Genomic DNA, 26,066 nt, shown 5'->3' on the forward strand with positions numbered 1-26,066 from the left:
AAAATGGTATCTCAGCTGACGGCCAGCGGTGCGCCCGGAAGATAAAGCGCAATCGGCCTTATCTCGTAGACAGCGGTGGGATTGACCCGCTTCAAGTCGCGCGCCACCGCAACCGCCTCGTCCTGGCTCGCGCAATCGAGGACATAGAGACCCAACAACTGCTCCTTGGTCTCGGCGAAGGGACCGTCGATGACCATGCCGTCGCCGGGGCCGCGCAGCGTGACGGCGCCGGCGGTCTCGCCCAGCCTTGCCGCCGGCCCCAGTTTGCCGGCGCGGGTCAGCCTGTCGTTGATCTCGAGCAGGTCTTTCATCAGCGTGGCATCCTCCTCGGATGTCCAGGACTGGACGGTCTCTTCGACGTGATAGGCGAGGATTGCATAGAACATTGTTCGGTTCCTCGTGTATGACCCCGAAAATCGGAAGCGATTTTTGCTTCGCTGACCTTCGGTTCGGAAAGGATCATGCACCAAATTGAAGTGCTACAGCGTCCTTTGCGCGTTCAAGAGGACGCGCAGCGCTGTAGAGCGGGCCGCACTATCACAAGGATGAAGTTGCTAATCCAGTCCCGGCAGCCGTCGAGAAAGCGCCTGCTGACTCAAGCTGCCAGCGGCAAACGCAGCTCCGTCAGCAACCCGCCGCCGGGATGGTTGGACAGGCTGATCTCGCCGCCGGCGCCGCGGGCGATGTTGCGGGCGATGGTGAGGCCGAGGCCCAGGCCGCCGGTCTCGCGGTTGCGCGACTGTTCGAGGCGCACGAAGGAGCCGAACACCTGATCCAGCTTCGCCTGCGGAATGCCCGGGCCCTCGTCGCGGATGGTGAGCGTGATCGTGTCGCCCGAGCGCCGCACGCCGATATGCGCCTTCTTGCCGTAGGTGACCGCGTTCTGGACGAGGTTGGTGATGCAGCGGCGCAGCGCCACCGGCCGCGCGATGCAAACCAGGCCGCGCGTGGGCGTGGCGTCCTCGTCGAATGAAGCATCCTCGAACATGTCGGCGACCGATTCCACCAGCGACCAGAAGTCGATCCGCTCGGCCTTCTCCTCCGTGACCTCGAATTTGGCGAAGTCGATCACCGAGCTCGCGATGCTTTCGATGTCGGCAAGGTCATGCGCAAGGGCTTCGCGAGCGGCTGATTTGCGCAGCAGCTCGAGACGCAGCCGCATCCTGGTCAGCGGCGTGCGCAGGTCATGGGCAAGTGCGGCCGCCAGGTGCTCGCGGTCTTCGACATAGTCGCGCAGGCGCATCTGCATGGCGTTGACCGCCTTTGCCGCGGCGCGGATCTCGCGGCTGCCGCTTTCGGCGATCGGCGGGCTTTTCAGGTCGTTGCCGATGCGGTTCACCGCGGTCTCCATCATGCGGTAGGGCGCCGTCAGCCGGCGCAGCGACCAGATCGACATCACCACGATCAGTCCCGCTATCAGCGAATAGAGCGGCAGGCTGTCCCAGCTCAGGATCGGTCCCGCCGGCGTGATCGGCTCGGTGAAGTTCAGCCACTGGCCGTCGGAAAAGCGCAGCGACGCCGTCAGCTTGTCGCTCTGGGCAAAATCCGCGGCCAGCACCAGAAGATCGCGCTCGACCTGGCCGACGTCCTTGTTCATCACCTGGCCGTCCGGGGCGTCTGCTTCCTGCGTCGCCGGGTCGCGCCGCACACGCGCGTCGGTGATGCCGAACTTGGAAAGGCGGCCGACCAGGATGTCCTCCAGCTCGGCAAGCTGGTCATCGCCGGCGATCGAGGAGGTGACGGCGGGTGTGTCCGAAACGGTCAGCGCATAGGTGGCATTGAACAGGCCGGACGCGGTCGCCTTGCGTTCTTCAGGCGTGGCGTCATGCATCAGCTGCACCAGCGAATAGGCGCGGTCGTTCAGCCGGTAGAGATCGACGACGTCGTTGGCGGCGGCGCGGTCGCGCGCCACGATGTAGAGCGTCGCCACCTGGCTGATCATCAGGCCGGCAATGACGATGAGCAACACCCAGACGGGCAGGGTTTGCGGCAGGAAGCGTCTCATTCGAAAGTCGTTTCGGGCAGAAACTGATAGCCGCCGCTGCGCACGGTGAGGATCAGCTTCGGCGTCTTCGGATCGTCCTCCATCTTGCGGCGCAGGCGGCTGACCAGGATGTCGACGCTGCGATCGAAGCTGTAGCCGGTGTCGCCGCCCGAAAGCTCGATGAGCTGCTCGCGGGTGAGCACGCGCTGCGCGCTCTTGACGAAGGTCTGCAAGAGGTTGAACTCCGCCATCGTCAGCTCCACCCGCACGTCGTCTGGCGCCGTCAGTCGGCGGCGCGAGCAGTCCATGGTCCAGCCGGCAAAGCGGTAGATCTGCTTGGCGGCGGGCCGGCGCGGCTCGGCCGTGCCGTTGCGCCTCAGAACCGCGCGGATGCGGGCGAGCAGCTCGCGCGGATCGAAGGGTTTCGGCACATAGTCGTCCGCGCCCATTTCGAGGCCGACGACGCGATCCGTCGTCTCGGTCACCGCCGTCAGCATGATGATCGGTGTGGTGTAGTTGGCGCGGAGCTCGCGGCAAAGCTCCAGTCCGCTCTTGCCGGGCAGCATCACGTCGAGGACGATGAGGTCGACCTGCGCGCGGCGCAGGATCGCCTCCATCTCGGTGCCGTCGGCGGCCACCGTCGTGTGCAGGCCCCGCTTCTGGAAGAATTCCTGAAGCAGGTCCCGTATGCCCTTGTCGTCATCGACGATCAGTATGTGCGCGTCGGATTTCACGAGAACCCCGCGATTGCTGTGGTCAAGCCGTCCTTCGGTGATCACCCACACGATAGAATTCGGGCCACATCTTGGCCAGTGGCGACGATTTGGGAAGGGTTGGCTTCCCCAGAAACAATTCAGAAACAAAATTCTACAGTCGGGAAAAACTCGTGAAAAATTTCAAGGGCATAACCGGTGTCGTGGCGGTCAGGTCATCGGCTGCGACGCTAGTTTCCGGAGTAACGGGCAAGATCAATGCAGAGGTTCTGGATCAGCCTGATGGGTGCTTTGCTCAGCATGTCGCTCATCACCGCCGCGGTCGCAGCTTCCAACGCAAAGGTAACGCCGCTGACCCGGACCGAGCGCTGCAGCAATCTCAACCGTCAAGTTGACGAAGCCCTCGAAACCCATGCCGCGGCAACGCAGGTCACCGCGGCGAAGGCACTTCAAAGAAAGGGAAACCGGTTCTGCGCCGCCAAGAAACAGGCACAGGGCATCCGGATGCTCGCAAATGCTTTGAAGCTGCTTGGAGTGACACCGATCGACCCGGTCCAGTGACGCTCACCTCGACCTGCATGAAGAAGGAAATGAAGTCATGAAAAAGTCCCTCCTCTCCGCCCTCGGCCTCGCTGTTGCTATGGCTTTCGCGATGCCGGCTCTCGGCAACGCCGCTGCCACGACGACCGCTGCTCCGGCTGCCTCGACCACGACCGCTCCGGCTGCTGCCGCTCCGGCGAAGACCGCTCCGAAGAAGGTCGCCGCCAAGAAGGTCTGCAAGGTGACCAAGACGCACAAGTGCCCGGTCAAGAAGGCGCCGAAGAAGGCCGCCAAGAAGTCGTAATCCAGGCTTCGGTCCTGATCTTTCAGACCGCCTCGGCCGGATTCGGCCGGGGCGGTTTCCGGCGGCCATAGCCTGACACCGGCAGCTTCCGCCGCGCTTGCTCCCGATCCTTAACCCGATCGCAATGCCGGTGCTGTAGGACAATCCGCATGAAGAAGCGGCTTTCGTCCCGGATGCGCTCGCTGACCCTCGGCGGCCTGGTCGCCACCGCGGCGGCAAGAGCGTTGATCATCTTCACAGCCAGCCCAGTGCCGGACCCCGCCAGCGGCAGGACCGAGCCGGAGCTTTTCGCGCCGGTGATCTCGTCGAGCTTCGACTACATCACGCCGGCGCAGAGCTGGATCCTGATCGTGCTGACGGTCGCAACGCTGGTCGGCTTCGCCGCCTGGATGGCCGCTGCGTTCTTGGAGCGCGGTTCCGATCTGGGCGATGGCGGCTCCGGCAGATCCGGTACAACGATGCGCCGTACGATCGGCCGTCAGGGCCGTTGAACCGCAAACGGCGCTTTCCCACATAGAGTTGGATGCTTGCCCTCGCTGCTACGGCGGGCAAATGGACGAATGCTTCCCCGCATGACTAAAGTGGAAGCGAGCCTATCTTCACGCAATTCCGGACGGAAAACCGCTAAGCACTTTCCTGGAATTGCTTGAGTTTCCAACCGGCGGATTCCGATGCCTGAAACTGTCCTCAAACCGCGTACCAGGACGCAGCCGAAAACCGAGCGGCCAAAGCTCTACAAGGTCATCCTGGTCAATGACGACTTCACCCCGCGCGAGTTCGTGGTGACGGTGCTCAAAGGTGAATTCAAGCTCAGCGAGGATCAGGCGCATCGCGTGATGATCACGGCGCATACGCGCGGCGTCTGCGTGGTCGCCGTCTTCACGCGCGACGTCGCCGAGACCAAGGCCGCGCGGGCAACCGACGCCGGCAAGGCCAAGGGCTACCCGCTGCTGTTCACGACCGAGCCGGAAGAGTAGGAGTCCTTCTCCTTCTCCCCTTGTGGGAGAAGGTGGCCTCGCGAAGCGAGGTCGTTTGAGGGGTGTTCCAGCTTGGCGCTGGTTACCCATCACCCGGATAGCCAACCGATTTGTGAAGGACAAATCGGGGCAATCCGACCTCTCCCACAAGGGGAGAGGTGAGAAGGCGCTACCGCCCTTCGCGATACCACATCGCGCCGATAGCCAGGAGCAGCAGGCCGAGGCCGAGGAAGCCGCCGAACAGCGGGACGCGCGAAACGGCCTTGAGAGTGCTGTCGTTGGTGGTGCGCAGACCAATCCAGTCATCGCCCGACGCGGCGCCCGAGGAGCGGACCGGCACGATGGAAGGAAGCGCCACACCGCCGGCAAGACTGCCTAGCATGGACGATGGCGCGAGCCTGCGCACGCTGCCTCCGGTCGCGTCGGCCGGCGCCTTCAACCTGTCTTCGGTGGAAATGACATCGGAGAATTCCGGCGCGTTGATCGGGCCGACATGGGCAAGCGCGGTGAGGTCGCCATTGCCCACCTGATAGAGGCCGATCTCGCTGGTCTGCAGGCTGCCGGTGAAAATGCCCGGCTCAGCTTTCTGGAGCTTGATCGTCATCGCCTTGCCGGATGGCGTGATCACCTGGGCCGGGCCTGGATCGTCGCTCATCGTCTGGCGGCGGATCTCCAGCACCATGCCGCGGCCGTCGGCGGTCAGCCGTTCTTCTTCCAGTTCGGGTTCCTTCATCAGCCAGTGGGCGATGCGGCGATAGAGCTGGACATGCGGCCCGCCGCCTTCGAAGCCGCGCGCCCACAGCCAGCCCTGGTCGGAAAGCAGCATGCCGACCCGGCCCTCGCCCTTGCGATCGAGCACAAGCAGAGGGCGATCGTCGGCCCCTTTCATCACCACCTCGCCCTCGGGATTCTTGACACCGATGGTGCGGAACCAGCGGCTCCAGTGCGGCGGATCGGTGGCCGAGCCGTCGAGCCCGCGCGTCACCGGGTGACGCTGGCCGAGATCGGTGAGACGCGGATAGAAGGCCTTGTCGACCACCTCGCCGCTGGGCATCGCCGGCAGGGCCGACATCAGCGGCGTGCGGGCAATCGAGCTCTCGCCGGCATATTCGGGGCCGGCGGCGATCAGCAGCGCGCCACCCTTTTCGACATATTCGGAGATGTAGTCGTAATAGAGGATCGGCAGCACGTCGCGGTGCTGATAGCGGTCGAAGATGATCAGATCGAAATCCTTGATCTTCTCGACGAACAGTTCGCGCGTCGGGAAGGCGATCAGCGACAGTTCGTTGATCGGCGTGCCGTCCTGTTTTTCCGGCGGCCGCAGAATGGTGAAGTGAACGAGATCGACCGACGCGTCGGACTTCAGAAGGTTGCGCCAGGTGCGCTCGCCGGCATGCGGCTCGCCGGAGACCAGAAGCACGCGCAGATGATCGCGGATGCCGTCGACCAGCGCGATGGCGCGGTTGTTGGCGTCGGTCAGTTCGCCCGGTTCGTGATCGATTGAAAGCTGGACGATGTTGCGCCCGGCGTTGGGGATGGTGACCTCAAGCTTCATCGGCTGGCCGATGGTCGCATGCTCGACCGAGACCTGCTCGCCATTGACCGAGACTCGCACGTCGACCGGGCTGCCCTGGCCTTCGGTGGAAATGACCCGGTAGCTCATGTCGAGCGGCTTGCCGACGAGACCGAAGCGCGGCGCGTTCTCGAAGCGGATGCGGCGGTCCTTCTCATGCTCGCTGCCGGTGATCAGCGCATGCAGCGGCGCGTTGAAGTCCGGAGCGCCGGCCGGCGCGTCGTGCACCTCGCCGTCGGTGATCATGATCGCGCCGCCGATGCGCGAGGGCGGCACGTCGCGGAAAGCGCTTTCCAGCGCGCCGAACAGCCTGGTTTCGGTGCGCTCGTCGGCGGCCTCGGATTTGCCGGCATCGACGACGCGGACATCGAATTGCTTGAAACGGCCGAGACGCTGCTGAAGGCCGGCCAGCGCCTCGTCGGTCTGCTTGGTGCGGTCGCCGATGTCCTGGCTCTGGCTGCGGTCGACGATGACGGCAACGACGCTTTTCAGCGCCTCGCGTTCCTCATCGAGGAAGACGGGGTTGAGGAGCGCGGCTCCAAGCGCAAGCAGGGCGATGAAGCGCAGGACCGAGCCGCGCTGCCGGAACCACAGCCCTGCCAGCGCGAGCAGCAGGAGCGGCACGATGGCGACCCAGAACAACGGCCAGGAAACGAGCGGCTCAAAGGAAATCGACCAGTTCATGACCTACTGCCCCAGCCGCTCGAGCAGGACAGGCACATGCACCTGGTCGGATTTGTAGTTGCCGGTCAGCATGTACATCATGATGTTGACGCCGGCGCGCAGCGCGTAGATGCGCTGCATCGGATCCGGCGGCACGGTCGGCAGCATCGGGTCGCCGTTCTCGTCGATCGCCCAGGCGCCGGCGAAATCATTGGCGGTGATCATGATCGGCGACACACCGTCGCCGGTGCGCACCGGACGGTTTTCGGTGTTGCTGGCGTCGAGCGAGGTCTCGACCCAGAGCGGGCTGCCGTTGAAGCGGCCGGGAAACTCGGGAAGGATGAAGAAGGATTTCGTCAGCACATGGTCCGACGGCACCGGTTCCAGCGGCGGCACGTTGAGGTTGCCGAGGATGTCGCGCAGCCGCTCGGTCGACGGGCTTGCCGAGCCGGCGCCGATGCCGTTGGAGAACTGGTCGCGCGTGTCGAAGAGAACCGTGCCGCCCTGCTGCATATAGGCATCGATGCGGGCGATCGCCGCTTCGCTGGGCATCGGCGCGGTGGCGTCGATCGGCCAATAGATCAGCGGATAGAAGGTCAATTCGTCCTTGGAGATGTCGACGCCCGCCGGTGGGCCGGGCTCCAGCGCCGTCTTCTCGATCAGGAAGCGGGTCAGACCCTCGAGGCCGGCGCGGCTGATCGCGTCGACGCCGGGCTCGCCGGTGATCACATAAGCGATGCGGGTTTTCGAAATATCCTCGATCGCCTGCGAATCGCCGGGCTTCGAATCGTCCGCGCGGGCAAGATCGGCGTGGCCGAAGAGCCCGCCGAGCACGATCAGCACGGCAGCGGCGGTCGCCGTGGCGCGGCGTGGCCGGCGCGAAAACAGCCCGCCCATCCACAAGACGGCCAGCGTGTCGAGGACCATCAGCAGTAGCGCCGCGGTAACCAGCGGGCCCTTCAGGTTCTCCGATTCATCGAACGCGTAGGGAATGGCGGTCACCGGCAGCGAAACCTGCGGCTGAGCGAGCGGCGTGAACGTGCTCGAGGCACTGAGCAGGTTGTGAGCGAAGACACCGGTCTCCGAGCCGTAGAGGCCGGGCGGGTTTTCCAGCGTCACCGGCAATGGGCCGGCGCCGGGCACCAGCGGCCGCGCATCGGGCGTCGGCGGCACCAGCGTGCCGTCGGCGCCGATCATGCGATAAGGCGCCAATGACGCGGCGGCGGCCTCGGCATTGGCGACCGCGGCGCCCTGGTTGCGCGACAATTGCACGATGCGCCTCAGCATCTCGACGAAGCTGCCCGAGATCGGCAGGTTCGACCAGGTCGCTTCCGGCGTGACGTGGAAGAGCACGAGCGTGCCCTTGTCCTTTTTCATGCCGGTGACCAGCGGCGTGCCGTCGGCAAGTGTGGCCCAAGTGCGCTCGACGATGTCGGGCGTCGGTTCGGCCAGCACCTGCCGGCTGACGGTCACTTCGGTCGGCGGCGCGAGATCGGCGAACGGGCCGTTCTTGGGGAATTCGGTGACCGGCTGCGGCGTCGTCCACGACAAAGCGCCGCCCAGCGCGCGCTCGCCGCTGCGCAGCCTGACCGGCAGGAGGTCGTCGTCATTGCCGGCGGCAGCCAGCCTTGAACCGGCAAAGCGCACCAGCGTGCCGCCCTTGTCGACCCAATCGACCAGCCGTTGCCGGACCTGCTCGGGGATGGTGCCGACATCGGCCATGATGATCATCGCCGGCTTCTGGTCGAGAAGCTGCGGGATGGCGTCGGCCAGATCGGCGCTCGACGGCTCGACCAGATCAGCGAAGGGCTGCAGGGCACGGCGAATGTAATAGAGCGGCGACAGCAGCGGTTGCGCCTGGTCGGCCTCGGCCTGCGAAAGCAATCCGACGCGGCGGCGCTTGGAGCTTTCGTCGAGCACGCGCACGGCGCCGGCCTGATGCTCGCCGTCGAGCGCGACCGAGGCGAAGTCGTTGCGCAATTCGAACGGCACCTTCATCGTCCCGGTGGCGGTGGTCTGACCCGGCGCGAAGCTCAGCGTCGCGTCGGCGATGCGGCGGCCCTTGTCGTCGAAGGCGCCGGCCGTGACCTGGGCCGGCGCCGGATCGCCCGGCGCGCGGATGGCGGTCAGCGCGAAGCCGTCGACCTGATTGTCGGCACCGGTCAGGCCGGTGAGCGAGACCCGCTCCGAAGCGGCCCAGACCAGCCGCGAGGCATTTTTCTCGAGAAGCGTCCTGAAAGCCGCTTCGTCGCCGTCGGCCGCCAGCCCGTCGGCAAGCACGGCGACGCTGGCGCCCGGCAGGCGCTCCAATGTGGCGGCGACACGGGCATAGACGGCGGGGCGGTCAGTCGGGATCGGACGCGGCTTCGCCGCGCGCAGGCGGTCGAGCGCGGCCGACGCATCGAAGGGGCCGATCTCGGCATTGGGCTTCTCGGCAGTGAAAGCGATGACGACCGGCACGCCGTTCGTGCCGGCATCGGCGATCAGCCGCTCGGCGGTGGCGACGCGCTTGCCCCAGTCGGCGGCGCTGGCCCAATCATTATCGATGACCAGCGCCAGGGCCGAGCCCTCCGCCGGCAGTTTTTCGCGCGGATTGAACACCGGTTCGGCGAGCGCGGTGATGACAAGAGCAGCCATCAGCAGGCGAAGCAGCGTCAGCCACCAAGGGCTTTGATGCGGCGTCTCCTCGCGCCTCAAGACGCGGGCGAGAATCCTGAGCGGCGGAAAGACCTCCGTCTGCGGCCTGGGCGGCGTGAGCCTCAGCAGCCACCAGATCACCGGCAGGGCCAAGAGACCCCACAGCACCATCGGCGCGCCGAAGGAAAGCGGCAGCCAGCTCATGTGACCGCCTTTCCGAGATCACCGCCGCCGGCAGTCAGCCCGGCACGACTGCCGCTGCCAGTCAGCCCCGGACGGCTGCTGTCGGCGGTCATCGCCATGTGGACGCGCACCAGCGCCTCGGAGGCGAGGCGGTCCGTGTGGTTTACGGTGAAGCTCCAGCCCAGACGCTTGCACCAGCCGGCCAGTTCCTCGCGGCGGGCGGTGTAGAGCAGGCGGTATTCCTCTTTAAGCGTTTCGGCGCGGCCGGCAGTCAGCTTGTCGCCGGTTTCGGGATCGGTGAATTCGGTGCGGCCGGCATAGGGGAAGGTCTCCTCGGCCGGGTCGGCGACCTCAATCAGATGCGCGCGCACGCCGTGACGGGCGAGCACGTCGAGCCAGGCCATGGTCTCCTCGACCGGATCGAGGAAATCGCTGACGATGACGATGTCGCAGAAGCGGCGGATGGCCGACAGGTCAGGCTTGGCCGGCAGCTCGCCGGCGTGGCTGAGCTGGGCCGCGATGCGCTCGGCGCCGTTGCGGGCGGTGAACGGGTCGGTGAGGCCCGGCCAGGCGATTCGTTCGCCGCTGCGCGACAGAAGCTCGGCCATGGCGAGCGTCAGCACCAGCGCGCGCGATTCCTTGGAAACGCCGGCGCCCGCGGACTTGTAGAGCATGGAGGGGGAGGGGTCGGACCAGAGCCAAACGGTGTGGGCCGCCTCCCATTCGCGATCGCGCACATAGGTATGGTCGTCGCGGGCCGAGCGGCGCCAGTCGATGCGCGAGGAATCGCCTTCGACGTAGGGGCGGAACTGCCAGAAATTCTCGCCGATGCCGCGCTTGCGGCGGCCGTGCCAGCCGGCGATCACCGTGTTGACGATGCGGCGCGCCTCGACCAGCAGGTCCGGCACCAGAGAGGCCCGCAACCGGCCGCGGGCGAGCGCGTCGCGCGTCGCAACCGGTGCCTGGACCTCGCCTATTCGACCCATCAGATGCCTTTTGCCAGTTTCGCCACCACGTCGCGCACGGAAGTGCCTTCGGCGCGGGCAGCGAACGTCAGCGCCATGCGATGCTGCAGCACCGGCTCGGCCAAGGCACGGATGTCGTCGACCGACGGCGCCAATCTCCCATCATATAGCGCCCGCGCCCGTGCGCACAGGGTCAGCGCCTGGCTGGCGCGGGGACCCGGACCCCAGGCGACGTGCTTGTCGGTGTCGGCGTTGCCCTGGCCGGGACGGGCCGAGCGCACCAGCTTGAGGATTGCCTCGACGACGCTTTCCGGCACCGGCATGCGGCGGATCAGCGTCTGGATTTCCTTCAGCCTGGCCGACTGCAGCACATTGTCGGCCTTGGCCTCCTCGACGCCGGTGGTTTCAAGCAGGATGCGGCGCTCGGCCTCGATCTCCGGATAAAGGATATCGACCTGCATCAGGAAACGGTCGAGCTGCGCCTCGGGCAGCGGATAGGTGCCTTCCTGCTCCAGCGGGTTCTGCGTCGCCAGCACGTGGAAAGGCGAGGGCAGGTCGTGGCGCACGCCGGCGATGGTGACGTGATATTCCTGCATCGCCTGCAGCAGCGCCGACTGGGTGCGCGGCGAGGCGCGATTGATCTCGTCGGCCATCAGAAGCTGGGTGAAGATCGGCCCCGAAATGAAGCGGAAGAAGCGCTTACCGAGCTCGTCCTGCTCCATCACTTCCGAACCGAGAATATCGGACGGCATCAGGTCGGGCGTGAACTGGACACGGCGGGAGTCGAGGCCGAGCACGATGCCGAGCGTCTCGACCAGCTTGGTCTTGGCGAGGCCGGGCACGCCGACGAGCAGCGCGTGGCCACCGGCAAGCAGCGCCACCAGCGTGCGCTCGACGACGGCTTCCTGGCCGAAGATCACCCGGCCTACGGCGTCGCGGACCTTCGAGATGTCGCCCAGCGCCTTCTCGGCCTCCTCGATCATCGCTTTGTCGCTCAACGGGCTTTCCTTGATCATCACGCTCATGCCGTTCGATCCTTGTGGTTGGAAATGCCGGCCTGCACTCTCAAAGTCCCAGAATGCCGCGATTCGGCCTCGCCTGGCGCCTGTGATTGAACTTAAATCACAGACTTAGGCTGACAAGCGAAACAACAGTGACTATTTCGTGACCATGACCGATGATTCCGGACATCGCGAGCAGAGCCTGAGCGAACAGAGCCTGACTGGCGCCACCGAAGCGCGCGGGCTGGAAGCGCTGATCTCGCGGGCGGCGCGGGCCGGCAAGGGAGCGGCCCCGGTGGAGCGCTGGAATCCGGACTTCTGCGGCGATCTCGACATGGAGATCAAGGCCGACGGCACCTGGTTCTATCTCGGCACGCCGATCGGGCGCATGCCGCTGGTGCAGCTGTTTTCCAGCGTCTTGCGCAAGGATGCCGATGGCAGAACCTATCTGGTAACGCCGGTGGAGCGCGTGGGCATCCGCGTCGCCGACGCGCCCTTCATCGCCGTCGAAATGAATGTGTCGGGGACCGGCGACGAGCAGGTCATCACCTTCCGCACCAATGTCGGCGACGTCGTCAGCGCCGGGCCCGACCACCCGTTGCGCTTCGTCGACGAGGACGCGACCGGTGGCGTGAAACCCTATGTGCTGGTGCGCGGCCGGCTGGAGGCCTTGGTGGCGCGTCCGGTGATGTACGAGCTGGTCGAATATGGCGAGGAGATCGACATCGACGGCAAGGCGATGTTCGCCGTCCGCTCCGGCGGCGAGGTCTATCCGATCATGCCGGTCGAAAAGCTCGAGCGGCTAAGCGCGTGATGGACCAGGTGGCGCCGGTGCCGTTCTCGGTTGCGGATTTTCGCGCCCGCGTCGCGGCGCAGGCCGAAGCGCAACCCGACGACGAGTTCGGCGATCATCGCTTCAATCCCGGCCACCCGAGGTTGAAGCATATTAAGCCGCTGCGAGATGCCGCGGTGCTGATCCCGGTCATCGATCACACCGATGGCGCTTCGGTGCTGCTCACCAAGCGCGCCGAGAAGCTGCGCAGCCATTCCGGTCAGGTGGCTTTTCCCGGCGGCACCATCGATCCGACGGACCCCGGCCCCGAGGCCGCTGCGTTGCGCGAGACGTTCGAGGAGATAGGCCTCGACCGTGACCATATCGAAATCATCGGCCGGATGCCCGACTACATCTCAGGCAGCGGCTACCGCATCGTGCCGGTGCTTTCCGTGGTGCGGCCGGGCTTTTCGCTGACGCTCAATGCCGACGAGGTCGACGCCGCTTTCGAAGTGCCCCTGCGTTTCCTGATGGATCCCGCCAACCACGCGCGCGACAGCCGCATGTGGAACGACCTCGAATGGTTCTTCTACGAGATGCCCTATGGCGGGCAGCGCATCTGGGGCGTCACAGCCGGCATCGTCCGCACGCTCTATGAAAGGCTCTATGCATGAGCGCGGGAGTGTTTCTGTCTGGCAGGGCCGACTGGCTTGGCGAAAAGCACCTGCAGAAGCTGCTTGCCGCGCTGAAGAAGGGCGGCGAGGAGGCGCGCGTCGCCGGCGGAGCGGTGCGCAATGCGCTGATCGGCCAGCCGGTCGCCGACATCGACATCGCGGCGACGACCCTGCCTGAGGAAACGATCCGCCGCGCCGAGGCCGCCGGCTTCAAGACGGTGCCGACCGGGATCGAGCACGGCACGATCACGGCGATCGCCGGCGGCAAGGCGTATGAGGTCACGACGCTCAGGGCCGATATCGAGACCGACGGCCGGCGGGCGAAAGTGATCTTCGGGCGCGACTGGAAGCTTGACGCCGAGCGCCGCGACTTCACCATCAACGCGCTCTATGCCGAAGCCGACGGGACGGTCGTCGATCTTGTCGGCGGCGTCGCCGACATCGAGGCGCGGCGGCTGCGTTTCATCGGCGATCCGGAAGCGCGCATCCGCGAGGATTATCTGCGCATCCTGCGCTTCTTCCGCTTTTTTGCCTGGTATGGCGACGGCCGGCCCGATGCCGAAGGACTGAAGGCCTGCGCCAGGCTGAAGGACGGGCTCGGCAGGCTTTCGGCCGAGCGCGTCTGGTCCGAGCTGAAGAAGCTGCTTTCGGCGCCCGATCCTGCGCGCGCCCTGCTGTGGATGCGTCAGGCCGGTGTTCTTACCGCCGTGCTGCCGGAGAGCGAGAAGTGGGGCATCGACGCCATCCATGGGCTGGTCAGGACCGAAAAGGATCTCGCCTGGGCAGCCGATCCGCTGCTCAGGCTGGAGGCTGTCGTTCCGCCGGATGCCGCGCGCATGAAGACGCTCGCCGAAAGGCTGAGATTTTCGACCGGCGAAGGGGTGCGCCTGCGGCACTGGGCACTGACTGCGCCGCCTGACTCCAAGACGACTGAGACCGAGCTGGCGAAAAGGCTCTATTTCGGCGATCGCGACGGGTTCCTCGATCGGCTTCGGCTCGCGCTCGCTGGCGCGCGGACACGTGCCGTCGAAGACAATCAGGCCATGATGGAGGCCGGCGGTTTCTCGCGCCTGCTCGGCTTCGCCTTGAAATGGCAAAAGCCAGTGTTTCCGATCAAGGGCGCAGACCTGACCGAACTCGGCGCGTCGCCCGGCCCGAAGGTCGGCGCGACGCTGAAAAACCTCGAGAAGGAATGGGTGGATTCCGGATTCGCCATGGATCGCGGCGCGCTGCTCAAACGCGCCGCCCAAGCGCTCGAGGCTTAAAGCAGGTCGCGTGAAAAAGGATTCACGCGACCTACTTTAAGTTTTTGATTTTAGGCATGTCTTTGTCCCGAAACCGGCCCCACTTTCGGGAGACATGCTTTAGAGCGGCAGCCCGGACCGATCGGTGCCGGTCAACGTATCGACACAGGAGCCAGGGCGCGCGAAAGGCTGGCTTCGCCCTTGCCGTAGACCGAGGGATCGTAATTGACCAGCGTGTCGGTGCGAGCCGTGTTGAGCAGGTCGTTGGTGATCTGAACCGGCGTCGCCTTGGTGAATTTGCTGCCGATGATCGCGGCATATCCGGAGATGATCGGTGCGGCGAAGGACGTGCCGTAAAGGCCGGTCTTGTCGCCCTCGACGCCGACCACCAGGAAGTGGCTCTGCACGGCGGTATCGGTACCGGCGTAGTTGGAATACCAGGCAAGCTCGGCCTTGTTGGCTGTCGTGCCGTTCGTCGACAGCGCACCCACGAAGATCGCCGTTTGCTTGCCGATCAAAGCGAGGTCGAGATAGTCCTGCTGGCCGCCGGTGACCCCGCCGACCGCGACCGCGTCGTTGCCGGCAGCTTTCGAGACTATGGCCGATCCCTTGGTGGCATAGGAGATGATCGAGGCTTCCTCCGGAGCCCACCCGATCTGGCTGACGCTGTAGCCGGCGTTGGCGTACATGCCGTAGCTGAGGTTGAGCACGTTCCGGCCGCCTGCCAGCGGGACTGCCGAGCCCGTCGAGAAGTCCTTGGAGCGTATGGTCGCAGCGGGAGCGATCATGCTCGCCTCCTCGCGCGTCCATTCACCGTGCCGTTGGGTCTGCACGCCGATGCCGAAATTGCCGGAGAAGCGCGATGAACTGCTAAAGTCGTCGACGATGGTGATGGTGACGCCCTTGCCCTTGTAGCCCGCCGCCCATGCCGCGCCGACGTCGGGGCTCATCCAGTTCTGTAGCGTCTGGGTCGTCCGCGCGACCGGAATCTTTGCGCTGACGCATATCGATTGACCGCCGTGGCATAGCGCGGCCGTCTCGTCCGCATCGAGGGCTTCCTGCGCCGATGCGATGGATGCCGGCAGAAGGACGAGAGCCGCTGCGATACCGAACTTCCAGATACTACCAGACATGGACTTACTCCCGGTCAAACACGGAACGAGGACGGACGATCGCGGACTTCGGGAGCATGAAGATTTCTCATGCACGGCCTCCCGCCGATCAGAAAGTAACACGGTAATTGAGCCACAGGCGCAGCCTCTCGGGTGTAGCGTTAACCAGATATTTCAGCGTGTCCTCAGGCGCCATCTCGCCGGCCGCGAGCCGGCAGTTGACGCTGTAGGTGCCAAGATCCCCGTAGTCGGCCACGCAGGGCTTTTCAGTCAGGTTGCCGCCGATGATCGAGGTGACCGAAAGGGACAAGGTGCTGTTCGGATTGAGATGCCTCTGGGTAAGAAAACCAAGCTTGAGGCTTGGCGCGATACGGTATTTCTCGGCTTGCTCCCCGGTGCCGAACCCCCACAGGATGCCGCTGTTTTCAGTCAACTGGGTGAGCAGGTCGACATGCATGTCGACCCAATTCGTGTGGTACCAGCGATTGAACGAGACCTGGCTTCCGTCCTGCAGCTCATAGCCGCCATTGCCGAGGTCTTTCGCGCGATCGCTAAGCGGTGAGCCCTGATGGATATCGACGAGCGAGGTGGTCATTTCCTGGGCTGCCGCCGGCGACGCGCCGAGCAACGCGCACAACAGCAACGCCGCTGCGCGGGAACCGCCTCGATTGCCGGACTTTTCGCGCATGCGCGAAGCACCTCGCCACACCCGATCCGGACAGCGCCTTGTGGCGAGCGCCCCTTAGGGCAACCGACTGTGGCCGGATCATGCGCGCGACGATCGCATGCAGACCGTTACCGCAGAGTTATCCAAGCCGGTACGAATATAAGTTTTTGCTTGAATTTGTGGGAGCAGAGGGAGTTGTCGGAACGAGAGCAGATAGCCATAAGGAAGCAGGATGCATCCACATGCTGCATCCCGCTGTCCCAATATCGTGCGAGCTCCGCGATCGGGAGCCTGGCTGACGCCTCAGGCCGCGTCGCGGACCTTCTGGATGCGGGAGCGGATCGCCTCGATCATGGTCTCGCGGATGATCGTTTCGCCATGCGTCTCGCGCATATGCTCGACGGCGCGGCGCATCACCTCTGCTTCTTCTTCGGCGCGCGTGTGCCAGTCACAGCCCGGGACCAGTGTCCCGCATTGAAATTCCTTCATGGTTTTTCCTTTCCTAGCTCTGGAGCGGCCATTTGTTGTTATGCAATCTCCCACGGAAAACCGCTGCGCACTTTTCCTGGAATTGCTCGGGTGGACAACCATAACACATGTCGCCGGCTTCGGTTGCATCGGCGCCGGAGAGCAATTGTTTTTCGCGGCTTTCGCGAAATGAAAGGCGGAGCATCGCTGCCCCGCCTTTCTGCTGCCTGATCTTGCTTTAGCTATTTGTTTTTACGCAATTCCGGACCGCTGCGCACATTTCCTGGAATTGCTCTCTTGCCGTCATTTCATGATCTTGACGGCCTCGGCAACCTTGTTCTTGCCGCTCATATCCCAGGAAACGCGGACTTTCTCGCCCGGCTTGATGCCCGGATCCTTGAAGGCCTTGGACAGGGTGAAGGTCGATCCGTTGTCCAGAACAAGGCTCATGGCCGTTCCATCAAAGCTCTTGACCGTGCCCGTGGTGTGCTTGACCGCGGCGAACGCGGCGCCACCGGAGGCGAGAAAGGCAGCGGCTGCTGCCGTCACAATAAGCTTGCGCATTGGCATGCTCTCCTGGAATGCGGGCACCGTATCGAAGGCACCCCTGTCGATCAGGGCCGTCCGGTCGCGTCGGGTCGCGGTTCGCAGCAGTGACGAACCGCCGGCGCTTCCCGACCCGGCAACGTTAAATAGCTCAAATTTTTCAAAAGGATATTAGACGAAAAAGAAATCGCAACCGCCACATTGCCCGCCCAGATTCGGCGAATGGGACATCAATGCGGCCTTCGCTCCGATCACCGGATTTTTACGGCCACTTTACCTCCGGTGGCAGGCTGGACAGGATCGAGGCGACATTGCCGCCGGTCTTCAGGCCGAAGATGGTGCCGCGATCGTGAAGCAAATTGAATTCGACGTAACGGCCGCGCCGGATGAGCTGTTCGTCGCGGTCGCCATCGGTCCAGTTCTGGTTGAAATTGCCCCGCACCAGATGGGAATAGACGACGAGGAAAGAGCGTCCGACATCCTGGACGAAATTGAAATCGGCGTCCCAGCCGCCCTTGTCCTCGTCCGAATGCAGCCAGTCGAAAAAGATGCCGCCGATGCCGCGCGGCTCGTCGCGATGCGGCAGGAAGAAGTACTCGTCGCACCAGGCCTTGAATTTCGGGTAGTCGGCCACGGCGGCGTTCTTCTCACAGGCGAACTGCATGGCGCGGTGGAAGGCCAGCGTATCAGGGTCGTCCTGGGTGCGGCGACGGTCGAGCACAGGCGTCAGGTCGGCGCCGCCGCCGAACCACTGGCGCGTGGTCACCACCATGCGCGTGTTCATGTGCACGGCCGGCACGTTGGGATTCCAGGGGTGCGCAATCAGCGAAATGCCGCTCGCCCAGAAGCGCGGATCCTCCTCGGCGCCGGGGATCTGCTTGCGGAATTCGGGCGAGAATTCGCCGTATACGGTCGATGTGTGCACGCCGACCTTCTCAAAGACGCGGCCGCGCATCATCGACATGGTGCCGCCGCCGCCTTTACCGTCGTCGCGCTCCCAGGGCGTCTTCTCGAAACGCCCGGGCGACCAGGACGATAGCGGCCCGGTGAGTTCCTGCTCGATCTGCTCGAATGTGGCGCAGATGCGCTCGCGCAGCGCCTCGAACCAGAGGCGGGCCTTCATTTTCTTCTGCTCGATGTCGGCCGGCAGCCCCACGGGAAGGTCAGGTCGTTCCAATTCGGTCTCCAGTCACGGGCTTGCTTGCCCGACAAATGACTCGTTTTTTCCGCGCGCGATCCCTAATCTCTTAAGGGCAAGGGTCAAGTCCTGTCTGACCAAGGTGCAAGGAGTTCCTTCGTGCGCACCCCGGCAAGACCGCCGCTGGATGGCTTGAGGAAGAGGCTGGAGCGCTCGCGGGCCGAGCGCGAAAGAGAGCCGCGCGACGGATTCCTGCGCGAGACCTTCGTTCTGCCGCGCCCTGCGGCACGCCTCAAGGCCAAGGAGTGGTTCGAACGCTTTCCCAAGCAGGCCTACTGGACCGAGATCGAAAGCTGGTTCGAACGGCCGGGCGACGTCATCGAATTCACCATGCGGCGGCTGCCGGCTGCCGATTGACCATCAACGCGCAACCAGCCGCCTCGCTCCGGTGCCTTCCCTCGCCAACCGGTCGTCCTTGTTCCTGAGCGGGCATTTGTCGATCGACATGCAGCCGCAGCCGATGCAATCGGTCAGGCCGTCGCGCAGCTTCTTCAACTGGCTGATCTTGTGGTCGAGCCCATCGCGCCAAGCCGTTGAAAGCAGGTTCCAGTCCTCGCGCGTCGGCGTGCGGCCTTCGGGCAGGGACCGGAATGTCGCGGCGATTTCGGCGAGCGAGATGCCGACCTCCTGGGCGATGCGGATGATCGCCACCCGCCGCAGCACGTCGCGGCCGTAGCGCCGCTGGTTGCCCGCCGTGCGATGGCTGCGGATCAGCCCGCGCGCCTCGTAGAAATGCAGCGCCGACACCGCCACACCGCTGCGCATCGCCACCTGGCCGACCGTCAATTCCCTTATCGGAGCCACTACGCAGTTTCCCCTTGACCTCAAGTTAGGTTGAGCTTGTAGCGAGGAAATCCTGGCAAGGCAAATGCAGGAGAAGGCGATGTGCGCCTGGGTGAAAATGACGGCCGAAGGGGAGGCGGTTCGCGACGGCGAACGAGGGCTGAGAATACTGGCTCGTTGTTTTGACGCAATTCCGGACGGAAGGCTATGGCGAAGGCGCCGCGCCCAACCGCTTCACGCTTTTCCTGGAATTGCTTTAGCCGAGCTGGCGGAGCGCTTCGCCCGCAACCATGGCGACGGAGAGCGCGACATTGATGCTGCGCGCGCCCGGCCGCATCGGGATGGTCAGTCGCGCATCGGCCGCCTGATGGACCTCTTCCGGCGCGCCGGCGGATTCGCGGCCGAACAGAAGGATGTCGCCGGCGGCAAAAGAAAAATCGGTGTAGGCCGTCTCGGCCTTGGTGGTGAGCAGCACCAGACGGCGCGCGCTCGTCCGGCGCCATTCCTCGAAGGCGTGCCAGTCGGCATGGCGGGAAAGCGCCGCCATTTCGAGGTAATCCATGCCGGCCCGTTTCAGCGCCCGGTCGGAGAGCGGGAAGCCGGCCGGCTCGATGATGTCGACACCGAGATCAAGGCAGGCGGCCAAGCGCAGGATCGTCCCGGTGTTGCCGGCGATATCAGGCTGGTAGAGCGCGATGCGGAGACGGTCGTTCATTTCCGCATCTTTCTAATAAGTGGCAGATCGGCCACAGGCGTCTCCCGCTTTTGGCGATTTCTGGACTGGCGGGTGGCCATTTTCTGCGAAGTCGAGTATATGCCCACCATCGTCAACCCGAACCGAAGGAGGGGGACCACATGATGACCATGCACTTCCAGTTCCTCTCCGGGCAGCGCCTCTCCGGGGCTCATGTATGCCCAACGGCGGTTTCGGTACGACGATTCTTCTGACACTTTAAGACCTCATCGCACCGATTCCCGCCGAACCCAGTTTCGGCTTTCGAAGGAATCCTGCGATGTTTTTCAAACTGCCAAAGGGGCCGAGCGCCCCAGCTGAACGTGTCAAGACCGTCGAGACCGACGCCTCTAGTCGTGTCCGGGCTGACGCTTGCCGTCATGTCCTGACCGACGCGTTTCGTGCCTCCGGCCGAATGCCGGAGGTCGAGTTCGTGTCACCCTTTTTAACGCATTTGCACATGGAGGACGGACCGATGTTCGATCCCTACAAAATACCGGGTTCAAGAAGCCTGCACGAGCGCAAGATGGCGACCTGGGCGCTGCTGATCGGCGAGACCTATTCGTCGGCGGTGCATGCCAAGACGCGCCGGCGTCCGCATCGCGGCATGCTGCCGGATGTCGATTTTTCCCGCGCCGTGCCCGATCCCGGCCGGCCTTCGCTGGTGCGCCGTATCGCAAGGCTGTTCCGGCCGGGCGAGAAAGCGCGGGCTGGCTCCAACGTGCCGTCAGGAATCTCAGGTCCGTCAGGATCCTCTGGTGAGCCTGTCGGCGAAAAGCCCGCGACACCCTATATTGCGCGAAGCAGGGCCGGCGATGCGAGTGATTCCGTATCGCCGGCCCGTCGCGCCGCGCGGCCGAAAGGCCTTGCCCATCAATCCCGCGCCGCGTGAGCGCATAGACAGTCGAGTGCCCGGAATGTTCCGCTGGTTTGAAAAGAGGCTCGATCCGTTTCCCGCCGCGGAGCCGGTCGAGCCGCCGAAGACGCTGGTCGCCTTCTGCGTGCATTATACGCGCGGGGCCTGGCCATACATCATTCTCGATGCACTGCTGGTGACGACGATCGCTTTCACCGAAGTATGGATGTTCGGCTTCCTCGGCCGCATCGTCGACTGGCTGTCGGCGCAGAATCGCGAGACGTTCCTGCAGACCGAGAGCTGGAAGCTTGCCGGCATGGCCTTCGTCGTGCTGTTCGCCCTGCCGGGCACGGTCTGGCTGCATTCGCTGCTCAACCAGCAGACGCTGATGGGCAACTATCCCATGCGCATCCGCTGGCAGGTGCATCGCTACCTGCTCAAGCAGTCGATGGCCTTCTATCAGGACGAGTTCGCCGGCCGCATCGCCACCAAGCTGATGCAGACCGCGCTCGCCGTGCGCGAATGCGTGATCAAACTGATCGACGTCCTCAACTACGTCATCGTCTACTTCCTCGGCATGCTGTTCATCGTCGGCTCGGCCGACTGGCGGCTGGCGGCGCCGCTTGTCGTCTGGCTGGTCGGCTATATAGGGCTGCTGCGCTATTTCATTCCCAAGCTGGGCAAGGTCGGCGAGGAACAGGCCAATGCGCGCTCGACCATGACCGGCCGCGTCGTCGACAGCTACACCAACATCCAGACGGTGAAGCTGTTTTCGCATGCGCGGCGCGAGGCGGCTTTCGCCAAGGAAGGGATGGGACGCTTCCTCGACACCGTCTATCGCTCGATGCGGCTGGTAACCGTGCTCTATGGCTTGCTCTACATCCTGAATTCGCTGCTGCTGTTCTCGGTCACGGCGATCTCGCTCTGGCTGTGGCTTGGCCAGGCTGTGACGATCGGCGCCGTGGCCGTGGTCATCGGCCTGGTGCTCAGGATGTGGGGCATGTCGCAGTGGATCATGTGGGAGATGTCGGGCCTGTTCGAGAACATCGGCACGGTGCAGGACGGCATCCAGTCGATCTCGCTGCCGCGGCTGGTCGAGGACAGGCCGGGCGCCAGGGACATCGCCGTCAGTCAAGGCGAGATCCGCTTCGAGGACATACGCTTCCACTATGGCAAGCAGAAGGGCGTCATTGAAAACCTGTCGCTGGCTGTGAAGCCCGGCGAGAAGGTCGGCATTGTCGGCCGCTCCGGCGCCGGCAAGTCGACGCTGGTCAACCTTCTGTTGCGCTTCTACGACCTCGAAAGCGGCAGGATCCTGATCGACGGCCAGGAGATCGCGGCGGTGACGCAGGACTCGCTACGCGCGCAAATCGGCATGGTGACACAGGATACCTCGCTGCTGCACCGGTCGGTGCGCGACAACATCCTCTACGGCCGGCCCGATGCCAGCAACGACATGCTGATCGAGGCAGCGAAGCGTGCGGAGGCGTTGGACTTCATCAGTGAGCTTTCCGATTCCGACGGCCGCAAGAATTTCGATGCCCATGTCGGCGACCGCGGCGTCAAATTGTCCGGCGGCCAGCGGCAGCGCATCGCCATCGCCCGCGTCATGCTGAAAGACGCGCCGATCCTCATTCTCGACGAGGCGACCTCGGCGCTCGATTCGGAAGCCGAGGCGGCGATCCAGGAGAACCTCTACAAGCTGATGCAGGGCAAGACCGTCATCGCCATCGCGCACCGGCTGTCGACCATCGCGGCGATGGACAGGCTCGTCGTCCTGGACAAGGGCCGCGTCATCGAGGAAGGCTCGCATGAGGAACTCGTCGCCAACAGCGGGCTCTACGCCCAGCTCTGGCAGCGCCAGTCCGGCGGCTTCCTGCTCGACGACATGCCGGCCGAGGCCGCCAACGACGCGGTCGCCAATGACTTTGGTGCCAAAGGTGAAGCCGCGGAATGATGAAGGCCGTCTATCGCTGGTTCGAACGCTGGGTCTACCCGTTCCGCGAGCCGGCGAATCTTCGGCCACCCGCCAGCGTCCGCGGCTTCCTTTGGCACTATGTCGGGCAGGCGAAGCTCGCCTTCTTCGCCATGCTGATCATCGGCGGCATCGCGCCGCTGGTCGAGGCCGGGCTGTTCTATTTCGTCGGACGGCTGGTCGATATCCTCGACCAGCTTCCCGGCGAACGCAGCTGGCACGCGTTGTGGGCCGCCGCCGGTCCCGAGCTTCTGTTCATGGGCGCGGTGGTGTTGATCATCCGCACGCTGGTGGTCGGCCTTTCGGCACTGGTTGACGAGCAGACGATCACGCCGGGCTTCTACAGCCTGGTGCGCTGGCAGGCGCACCGGCATGTCTCGCGCCAATCCTACGCCTTCTTCCAGAACGATTTCGCCGGGCGCATCGCCACCAAGGTCTGGCAGGCTGGGCAGGCAACCGGCGACCTGATGGAGAGCTTCATCGAGGTCATCTGGTTCATGATCGTCTACACGGTGACGACGCTGGCGCTGGTCGCCGGCCTCGATCTGCGGCTAGCGGTGCTGGTGGTGATCTGGATCGTCGCCTTCGGCTGGCTGGCCAGGCTCCACTTGCCGGCGATCCGCAAGCATGCCGAGGCGACCGCCGAGGCCGGCTCGATGATCACCGGGCGAATCGTTGATTCCTATTCCAACGTGCAGACGCTGAAGCTGTTCGCCGCCGACGGCGATGACCGCTATATCCGCAGCGGCTTCGACATCTATCTCGACGCACTGCGCCCGTTCACGCGCCGGCTGACCGGCGTGCGCTTGGCCCTGACGACGCTTTCCGGCATCATGATCACGACGATCGCCGCCTTTGCCGTCTATCTCTGGGTGGAAGGTTCGATCACCGTCGGCGCCGTGGCCTTCACGCTTTCTCTTGTCTTGCGGCTCAACATGCTGCTGGGACGGGTGATGATGCAGCTCAACAGCATCCTGAGGAACCTCGGCGTGCTCGAGAATTCCAAGGCGCTGATCTCGCAGCCGCTCGGCCTGACCGACGCCCCTGACGCCAAGGAACTGGTGGTTGCCGGCGGCCGCATCGACCTCAGGAACGTCACCTTCCACTACGGCAAGGGGGCAGGCGTTCTGGACGGCATCGACCTCGTCGTGCGTCCCGGCGAGAAGGTCGGGCTGGTCGGCCCGTCGGGCGCCGGCAAGACGACGCTGGCCAATCTCATCCTGCGCCTCTACGACCTCGAGGGCGGCAAGATCCTGATCGACGGCCAGGACATCGCGGGCGTAACGCAGAATTCGCTGCGCGCCAATATCGGCGTGGTCAGCCAGGATACCGCGCTGTTCCACCGCTCGCTGCGCGACAACATCAAGCTCGGCATGCCGGACGCGACCGACAGAGAGGTGATCGCGGCGGCGCGCAAGGCCGAGGCGCATGATTTCATCATGGGCCTGCGCGACAACCGCGGTCGAGCCGGTTACGAGGCTTACGTCGGCGAGCGCGGCGTCAAGCTCTCGGGCGGGCAGCGTCAGCGCGTGGCGATCGCCCGCCTCTTCCTCAAGGATGCGCCGATCCTCATCCTCGACGAGGCGACCTCGGCGCTCGATTCCGACATCGAGGCGGCGATCCAGGAAAACCTGGTAAGGCTGATGGAGGACAAGACCGTCATCGCCATCGCGCATCGGCTGTCCACCATCGCCGCGCTTGACCGGCTGGTGGTGCTCGACGGCGGCCGCATCGTCGAGCAGGGCACGCATGACGAGCTGGTGGTGCTCGACGGCCTCTATGCGCGGCTGTGGAAGCGGCAGTCCGGCGGCTTCCTGTTCAATGAGGAAAGCGTGCTGGAAGAGACGCGGCCAGCGGAGTAGAACGCAACCATGTCGGTTCGGATGCCCAGCAATTTCGGACGAAGCGGCGCGCAGGAAAGCGCGCTCGACCTGCTCGGCCACGAAATCCTGGCCGAAAAGGCGGCCGCCCTTGGCCGCGCCGGCCAGCGCGTCGAGGAGACGCTGGCGAAGCTGCGAGAAAACGGCGAGAGCGGGGATCGCAACCGGCTGCTGAAGGAAGCGGCGGCAGCCGTCCACGGCTATTTCATCCAGCGCGAGCTCTGCGGATTGCGCAAGCACGACGCCGTGATCCGCGAATACAGCATCCCGAGGGCGGTGCTGGTCAGGCTGGGCGCCAGCTAGCACTCTTTAGTTTGACCATGATCTTTCCCGAAAACCGGTTCCCACTTTTTGCTACGCTAACCTTCGGTTCGGGATCATGGTCTACTCCAGCCATTCGGTGATGAAGCTGCCGTTCTCGTGGATGTCGGTGGTCTCGAGCGGGCCAGGGCCGAGATTGGTGAATTTGTGCGGCGTGTCGGGCGGGACGATGAGGATCTGGCCGGCCGAAGCCCCGATCTGCTGGTCGCCGACCGTGAACAGGGCGGTGCCGGCGCGGATGATGAAGATCTCCGCGTAGGGGTGCTTGTGCAGGCGCGGGCCGCCGCCGATGCCGGGCAGATAATTGAAGATCAGGCAGCTTCTGGAGCCAAAGGCGCCGCATTGCAGCTCGCCTTGCCAGCGGTCGGGCGCCTCCGCCCATCCGTCCCGTTTAATGACATGCGCCATGGCTTGAGAATAGACCGGGCCAGCAGCCACTGTCGAGGCGAACAAGAACTCGATTTCGTCCCCGATTTCCAGGAGTTTCAAGGCGTCCAGCGGTCTGGCGAGAACGCCCCGGCGCAGGCCGCGACATGGACCCGCGACAATCTGCCCTTGTGCCTTCACCCGTCTGGACAAAAACGGGCTGCACGCATAAACCGAACTCCAAATGCCGGAGGAATTCGCTAGCCTGTTCGCCATGCGCTGTCGGGCCGGCGCGATGGAGCGGGGATAAGGCTCGGCCGCCGGCACGGAAAGAGGCGAAAGGATCAGGCACCCGTGAGCGCAACCGACATCCACGATCCCAACCGTCGCGATTTTCTCTATATCGCCACCGGCATGGCCGGTGTGGTCGGCGCGGGCGCCGTCGCCTGGCCGTTCATCGACCAGATGCAGCCGGATGCCTCGACGCTGGCGCTGGCTTCGGTCGAGGTCGATGTCTCCTCGCTGCAGCCCGGCAGCTCGCTGATCGTCAAGTGGCGCGGCAAGCCGGTCGTGGTACGTAACCGCACCGAAAAGGAAATGAAGGACGGCGCGGCGGTCAGCCTCAATGATCTCAAGGATCCGATCGCCCGCAACGCCAACCTACCGGCCGACGCGCCGGCGACCGACGCCAACCGCACCACGCCCGGCAAGGAAGCCTGGATGGTGATGGTTCAGGTCTGCACCCATCTCGGCTGCATCCCGCTCGGCCAGGAAGGCGATTTCGGCGGCTGGTTCTGCCCGTGCCACGGCTCGCAGTACGACACAGCCGGCCGCATCCGCAAAGGCCCGGCGCCCGAGAACATGGCGATCCCGGTATTCAAATTCATTTCCGATACCAAGATCCTTATCGGCTGAGGCAGGGGATATTTCG

General features: G+C 64.5%; 28 protein-coding genes. 13 read left to right on the plus strand and 15 right to left on the minus strand.

All coding sequences use genetic code 11. The features are described from left to right. Positions 1-11: 11 nt before the first annotated feature. The 3 genes from AC4FWB_RS20355 to AC4FWB_RS20365 form a co-directional block, all read right to left on the minus strand. Complete coding sequence (locus tag AC4FWB_RS20355) at positions 12-386, minus strand: YciI family protein (protein ID WP_491028056.1); 375 nt, start codon at positions 384-386, stop codon at positions 12-14. A 209-nt stretch (positions 387-595) separates the two neighbouring features. After that, positions 596-2,005, minus strand: coding sequence for an ATP-binding protein (locus AC4FWB_RS20360; protein WP_491028057.1), 1,410 nt, complete (start codon positions 2,003-2,005; stop codon positions 596-598). Continuing rightward, positions 2,002-2,718 carry a response regulator gene (locus AC4FWB_RS20365; RefSeq protein WP_491028058.1) on the minus strand — a complete coding sequence of 239 codons (717 nt, stop codon included), beginning with the start codon at positions 2,716-2,718 and terminating at the stop codon, positions 2,002-2,004. The genes AC4FWB_RS20360 and AC4FWB_RS20365 overlap by 4 nt, the downstream gene beginning before the upstream one ends. 237 nt (positions 2,719-2,955) lie before the next feature. Here AC4FWB_RS20365 and AC4FWB_RS20370 point away from each other — a divergent pair, with 237 nt between their 5' ends. The 4 genes from AC4FWB_RS20370 (at position 2,956) to clpS (ending at position 4,518) form a co-directional block, all read left to right on the plus strand. Beyond that, entirely contained in the window at positions 2,956-3,258 is a 303-nt protein-coding gene (locus AC4FWB_RS20370) for a hypothetical protein (RefSeq protein ID WP_491028059.1), read from the plus strand. Positions 3,259-3,295: 37 nt separating this feature from the next. After that, positions 3,296-3,541, plus strand: coding sequence for a hypothetical protein (locus tag AC4FWB_RS20375; protein WP_491028060.1), 246 nt, complete (start codon positions 3,296-3,298; stop codon positions 3,539-3,541). Positions 3,542-3,690: 149 nt separating this feature from the next. Continuing rightward, positions 3,691-4,032, plus strand: a complete 342-nt coding sequence (locus AC4FWB_RS20380; RefSeq protein ID WP_491028061.1) for a hypothetical protein — start codon at positions 3,691-3,693, stop codon at positions 4,030-4,032. A 180-nt stretch (positions 4,033-4,212) separates the two neighbouring features. Beyond that, positions 4,213-4,518 (plus strand): ATP-dependent Clp protease adapter ClpS, encoded by a 306-nt coding sequence (clpS, locus tag AC4FWB_RS20385; RefSeq protein WP_126088006.1) that lies wholly within the window; start codon positions 4,213-4,215, stop codon positions 4,516-4,518. 169 nt (positions 4,519-4,687) lie between these two features. Here the strand turns inward: clpS and AC4FWB_RS20390 are convergent, their stop codons facing one another. Genes AC4FWB_RS20390 through AC4FWB_RS20405 form a run of 4 tightly spaced genes read right to left on the minus strand, consistent with a single transcriptional unit; the run spans position 4,688 to position 11,564 of the window. Beyond that, a complete protein-coding gene (locus tag AC4FWB_RS20390; protein WP_491028062.1) occupies positions 4,688-6,775 on the minus strand; it encodes a hypothetical protein in 2,088 nt (695 codons plus the stop codon). A gap of 3 nt (positions 6,776-6,778) precedes the next feature. Then, positions 6,779-9,595 carry a DUF4159 domain-containing protein gene (locus AC4FWB_RS20395; RefSeq protein WP_491028063.1) on the minus strand — a complete coding sequence of 939 codons (2,817 nt, stop codon included), beginning with the start codon at positions 9,593-9,595 and terminating at the stop codon, positions 6,779-6,781. Beyond that, positions 9,592-10,560: a DUF58 domain-containing protein gene (locus tag AC4FWB_RS20400; RefSeq protein WP_491028064.1), complete on the minus strand. Its 969-nt coding sequence runs from the start codon at positions 10,558-10,560 to the stop codon at positions 9,592-9,594. The genes AC4FWB_RS20395 and AC4FWB_RS20400 overlap by 4 nt, the downstream gene beginning before the upstream one ends. Beyond that, positions 10,560-11,564, minus strand: coding sequence for an AAA family ATPase (locus AC4FWB_RS20405; RefSeq protein WP_491028065.1), 1,005 nt, complete (start codon positions 11,562-11,564; stop codon positions 10,560-10,562). The genes AC4FWB_RS20400 and AC4FWB_RS20405 overlap by 1 nt, the downstream gene beginning before the upstream one ends. Positions 11,565-11,709: 145 nt before the next feature. On the opposite strand from AC4FWB_RS20405, the gene AC4FWB_RS20410 reads away from it, so the two are divergent. Genes AC4FWB_RS20410 through AC4FWB_RS20420 form a run of 3 tightly spaced genes read left to right on the plus strand, consistent with a single transcriptional unit; the run spans position 11,710 to position 14,251 of the window. Further along, positions 11,710-12,354 carry a DUF1285 domain-containing protein gene (locus tag AC4FWB_RS20410; protein WP_491028184.1) on the plus strand — a complete coding sequence of 215 codons (645 nt, stop codon included), beginning with the start codon at positions 11,710-11,712 and terminating at the stop codon, positions 12,352-12,354. Further along, positions 12,354-12,986 carry a CoA pyrophosphatase gene (locus AC4FWB_RS20415; RefSeq protein ID WP_491028185.1) on the plus strand — a complete coding sequence of 211 codons (633 nt, stop codon included), beginning with the start codon at positions 12,354-12,356 and terminating at the stop codon, positions 12,984-12,986. The genes AC4FWB_RS20410 and AC4FWB_RS20415 overlap by 1 nt, the downstream gene beginning before the upstream one ends. Then, positions 12,983-14,251 carry a CCA tRNA nucleotidyltransferase gene (locus AC4FWB_RS20420; protein ID WP_491028066.1) on the plus strand — a complete coding sequence of 423 codons (1,269 nt, stop codon included), beginning with the start codon at positions 12,983-12,985 and terminating at the stop codon, positions 14,249-14,251. Before AC4FWB_RS20415 ends, AC4FWB_RS20420 begins: the two co-directional genes overlap by 4 nt. 131 nt (positions 14,252-14,382) lie before the next feature. On the opposite strand, the gene AC4FWB_RS20425 is transcribed toward AC4FWB_RS20420, so the two are convergent. The 5 genes from AC4FWB_RS20425 to hemF all read right to left on the minus strand — a co-directional run bounded on the left by AC4FWB_RS20425 (position 14,383) and on the right by hemF (position 18,200). Further along, the gene (locus tag AC4FWB_RS20425) at positions 14,383-15,363 is read right to left on the minus strand and encodes a S8 family serine peptidase (protein ID WP_491028067.1); all 981 of its coding nucleotides are present in this window, start codon (positions 15,361-15,363) and stop codon (positions 14,383-14,385) included. A gap of 88 nt (positions 15,364-15,451) precedes the next feature. Beyond that, complete coding sequence (locus AC4FWB_RS20430; RefSeq protein WP_491028068.1) at positions 15,452-16,030, minus strand: hypothetical protein; 579 nt, start codon at positions 16,028-16,030, stop codon at positions 15,452-15,454. Positions 16,031-16,312: 282 nt separating this feature from the next. After that, entirely contained in the window at positions 16,313-16,498 is a 186-nt protein-coding gene (locus AC4FWB_RS20435; protein WP_059188453.1) for a DUF1059 domain-containing protein, read from the minus strand. 282 nt (positions 16,499-16,780) lie between these two features. Continuing rightward, the gene (locus AC4FWB_RS20440) at positions 16,781-17,041 is read right to left on the minus strand and encodes a DUF1344 domain-containing protein (protein WP_292434304.1); all 261 of its coding nucleotides are present in this window, start codon (positions 17,039-17,041) and stop codon (positions 16,781-16,783) included. A 244-nt stretch (positions 17,042-17,285) separates the two neighbouring features. Next, positions 17,286-18,200 (minus strand): oxygen-dependent coproporphyrinogen oxidase, encoded by a 915-nt coding sequence (gene hemF / locus AC4FWB_RS20445; protein ID WP_491028069.1) that lies wholly within the window; start codon positions 18,198-18,200, stop codon positions 17,286-17,288. Positions 18,201-18,320: 120 nt separating this feature from the next. Here hemF and AC4FWB_RS20450 point away from each other — a divergent pair, with 120 nt between their 5' ends. Next, positions 18,321-18,578, plus strand: coding sequence for a hypothetical protein (locus AC4FWB_RS20450; protein WP_320318025.1), 258 nt, complete (start codon positions 18,321-18,323; stop codon positions 18,576-18,578). A gap of 3 nt (positions 18,579-18,581) precedes the next feature. Here AC4FWB_RS20450 and soxR read toward each other — a convergent pair whose 3' ends face one another. Together soxR and AC4FWB_RS20460 are read right to left on the minus strand one after the other, a co-directional pair. Beyond that, positions 18,582-19,025, minus strand: a complete 444-nt coding sequence (gene soxR, locus AC4FWB_RS20455) for a redox-sensitive transcriptional activator SoxR (RefSeq protein ID WP_491028070.1) — start codon at positions 19,023-19,025, stop codon at positions 18,582-18,584. 235 nt (positions 19,026-19,260) lie between these two features. After that, positions 19,261-19,719: a tRNA (cytidine(34)-2'-O)-methyltransferase gene (locus tag AC4FWB_RS20460; RefSeq protein WP_491028071.1), complete on the minus strand. Its 459-nt coding sequence runs from the start codon at positions 19,717-19,719 to the stop codon at positions 19,261-19,263. Positions 19,720-20,212: 493 nt separating this feature from the next. Here AC4FWB_RS20460 and AC4FWB_RS20465 point away from each other — a divergent pair, with 493 nt between their 5' ends. From AC4FWB_RS20465 to AC4FWB_RS20480, 4 genes are read left to right on the plus strand one after another with little or no spacing between them, the layout of a single operon-like run. After that, entirely contained in the window at positions 20,213-20,629 is a 417-nt protein-coding gene (locus AC4FWB_RS20465; RefSeq protein WP_491028072.1) for a hypothetical protein, read from the plus strand. A gap of 25 nt (positions 20,630-20,654) precedes the next feature. Continuing rightward, a complete protein-coding gene (locus AC4FWB_RS20470; protein WP_491028073.1) occupies positions 20,655-22,550 on the plus strand; it encodes an ABC transporter ATP-binding protein in 1,896 nt (631 codons plus the stop codon). Continuing rightward, positions 22,547-24,430: an ABC transporter ATP-binding protein gene (locus tag AC4FWB_RS20475; protein WP_491028074.1), complete on the plus strand. Its 1,884-nt coding sequence runs from the start codon at positions 22,547-22,549 to the stop codon at positions 24,428-24,430. The genes AC4FWB_RS20470 and AC4FWB_RS20475 overlap by 4 nt, the downstream gene beginning before the upstream one ends. A 9-nt stretch (positions 24,431-24,439) precedes the next feature. Beyond that, a complete protein-coding gene (locus AC4FWB_RS20480) occupies positions 24,440-24,751 on the plus strand; it encodes a DUF6665 family protein (RefSeq protein ID WP_491028075.1) in 312 nt (103 codons plus the stop codon). Positions 24,752-24,832: 81 nt separating this feature from the next. On the opposite strand, the gene AC4FWB_RS20485 is transcribed toward AC4FWB_RS20480, so the two are convergent. Continuing rightward, positions 24,833-25,177, minus strand: a complete 345-nt coding sequence (locus AC4FWB_RS20485; protein ID WP_491028186.1) for a cupin domain-containing protein — start codon at positions 25,175-25,177, stop codon at positions 24,833-24,835. Between the two features lie 312 nt (positions 25,178-25,489). On the opposite strand from AC4FWB_RS20485, the gene petA reads away from it, so the two are divergent. Further along, positions 25,490-26,050 carry a ubiquinol-cytochrome c reductase iron-sulfur subunit gene (gene petA, locus AC4FWB_RS20490; RefSeq protein ID WP_491028076.1) on the plus strand — a complete coding sequence of 187 codons (561 nt, stop codon included), beginning with the start codon at positions 25,490-25,492 and terminating at the stop codon, positions 26,048-26,050. The last annotated feature ends 16 nt before the right edge of the window (positions 26,051-26,066 follow it).

The organism is Mesorhizobium sp. LEGMi-168a (genome assembly GCF_058312955.1).

Excerpts from the sequence above, each read along its gene's own strand:
- AC4FWB_RS20355 (WP_491028056.1), bottom strand. The coding sequence starts at position 386 with ATGTTCTATGCAATCCTCGCCTATCACGTCGAAGAGACCGTCCAGTCC.
- AC4FWB_RS20360 (WP_491028057.1), bottom strand. The coding sequence starts at position 2,005 with ATGAGACGCTTCCTGCCGCAAACCCTGCCCGTCTGGGTGTTGCTCATC.
- AC4FWB_RS20370 (WP_491028059.1), top strand. The coding sequence starts at position 2,956 with ATGCAGAGGTTCTGGATCAGCCTGATGGGTGCTTTGCTCAGCATGTCG.
- AC4FWB_RS20375 (WP_491028060.1), top strand. The coding sequence starts at position 3,296 with ATGAAAAAGTCCCTCCTCTCCGCCCTCGGCCTCGCTGTTGCTATGGCT.
- AC4FWB_RS20380 (WP_491028061.1), top strand. The coding sequence starts at position 3,691 with ATGAAGAAGCGGCTTTCGTCCCGGATGCGCTCGCTGACCCTCGGCGGC.
- clpS (WP_126088006.1), top strand. The coding sequence starts at position 4,213 with ATGCCTGAAACTGTCCTCAAACCGCGTACCAGGACGCAGCCGAAAACC.
- AC4FWB_RS20390 (WP_491028062.1), bottom strand. The coding sequence starts at position 6,775 with ATGAACTGGTCGATTTCCTTTGAGCCGCTCGTTTCCTGGCCGTTGTTC.
- AC4FWB_RS20395 (WP_491028063.1), bottom strand. The coding sequence starts at position 9,595 with ATGAGCTGGCTGCCGCTTTCCTTCGGCGCGCCGATGGTGCTGTGGGGT.
- AC4FWB_RS20400 (WP_491028064.1), bottom strand. The coding sequence starts at position 10,560 with ATGGGTCGAATAGGCGAGGTCCAGGCACCGGTTGCGACGCGCGACGCG.
- AC4FWB_RS20405 (WP_491028065.1), bottom strand. The coding sequence starts at position 11,564 with ATGAGCGTGATGATCAAGGAAAGCCCGTTGAGCGACAAAGCGATGATC.
- AC4FWB_RS20410 (WP_491028184.1), top strand. The coding sequence starts at position 11,710 with ATGACCGATGATTCCGGACATCGCGAGCAGAGCCTGAGCGAACAGAGC.
- AC4FWB_RS20415 (WP_491028185.1), top strand. The coding sequence starts at position 12,354 with ATGGACCAGGTGGCGCCGGTGCCGTTCTCGGTTGCGGATTTTCGCGCC.
- AC4FWB_RS20420 (WP_491028066.1), top strand. The coding sequence starts at position 12,983 with ATGAGCGCGGGAGTGTTTCTGTCTGGCAGGGCCGACTGGCTTGGCGAA.
- AC4FWB_RS20425 (WP_491028067.1), bottom strand. The coding sequence starts at position 15,363 with ATGTCTGGTAGTATCTGGAAGTTCGGTATCGCAGCGGCTCTCGTCCTT.
- AC4FWB_RS20430 (WP_491028068.1), bottom strand. The coding sequence starts at position 16,030 with ATGCGCGAAAAGTCCGGCAATCGAGGCGGTTCCCGCGCAGCGGCGTTG.
- AC4FWB_RS20435 (WP_059188453.1), bottom strand. The coding sequence starts at position 16,498 with ATGAAGGAATTTCAATGCGGGACACTGGTCCCGGGCTGTGACTGGCAC.
- AC4FWB_RS20440 (WP_292434304.1), bottom strand. The coding sequence starts at position 17,041 with ATGCGCAAGCTTATTGTGACGGCAGCAGCCGCTGCCTTTCTCGCCTCC.
- AC4FWB_RS20460 (WP_491028071.1), bottom strand. The coding sequence starts at position 19,719 with ATGAACGACCGTCTCCGCATCGCGCTCTACCAGCCTGATATCGCCGGC.
- AC4FWB_RS20465 (WP_491028072.1), top strand. The coding sequence starts at position 20,213 with ATGTTCGATCCCTACAAAATACCGGGTTCAAGAAGCCTGCACGAGCGC.
- AC4FWB_RS20470 (WP_491028073.1), top strand. The coding sequence starts at position 20,655 with ATGTTCCGCTGGTTTGAAAAGAGGCTCGATCCGTTTCCCGCCGCGGAG.
- AC4FWB_RS20475 (WP_491028074.1), top strand. The coding sequence starts at position 22,547 with ATGATGAAGGCCGTCTATCGCTGGTTCGAACGCTGGGTCTACCCGTTC.
- AC4FWB_RS20480 (WP_491028075.1), top strand. The coding sequence starts at position 24,440 with ATGTCGGTTCGGATGCCCAGCAATTTCGGACGAAGCGGCGCGCAGGAA.
- AC4FWB_RS20485 (WP_491028186.1), bottom strand. The coding sequence starts at position 25,177 with ATGGCGCATGTCATTAAACGGGACGGATGGGCGGAGGCGCCCGACCGC.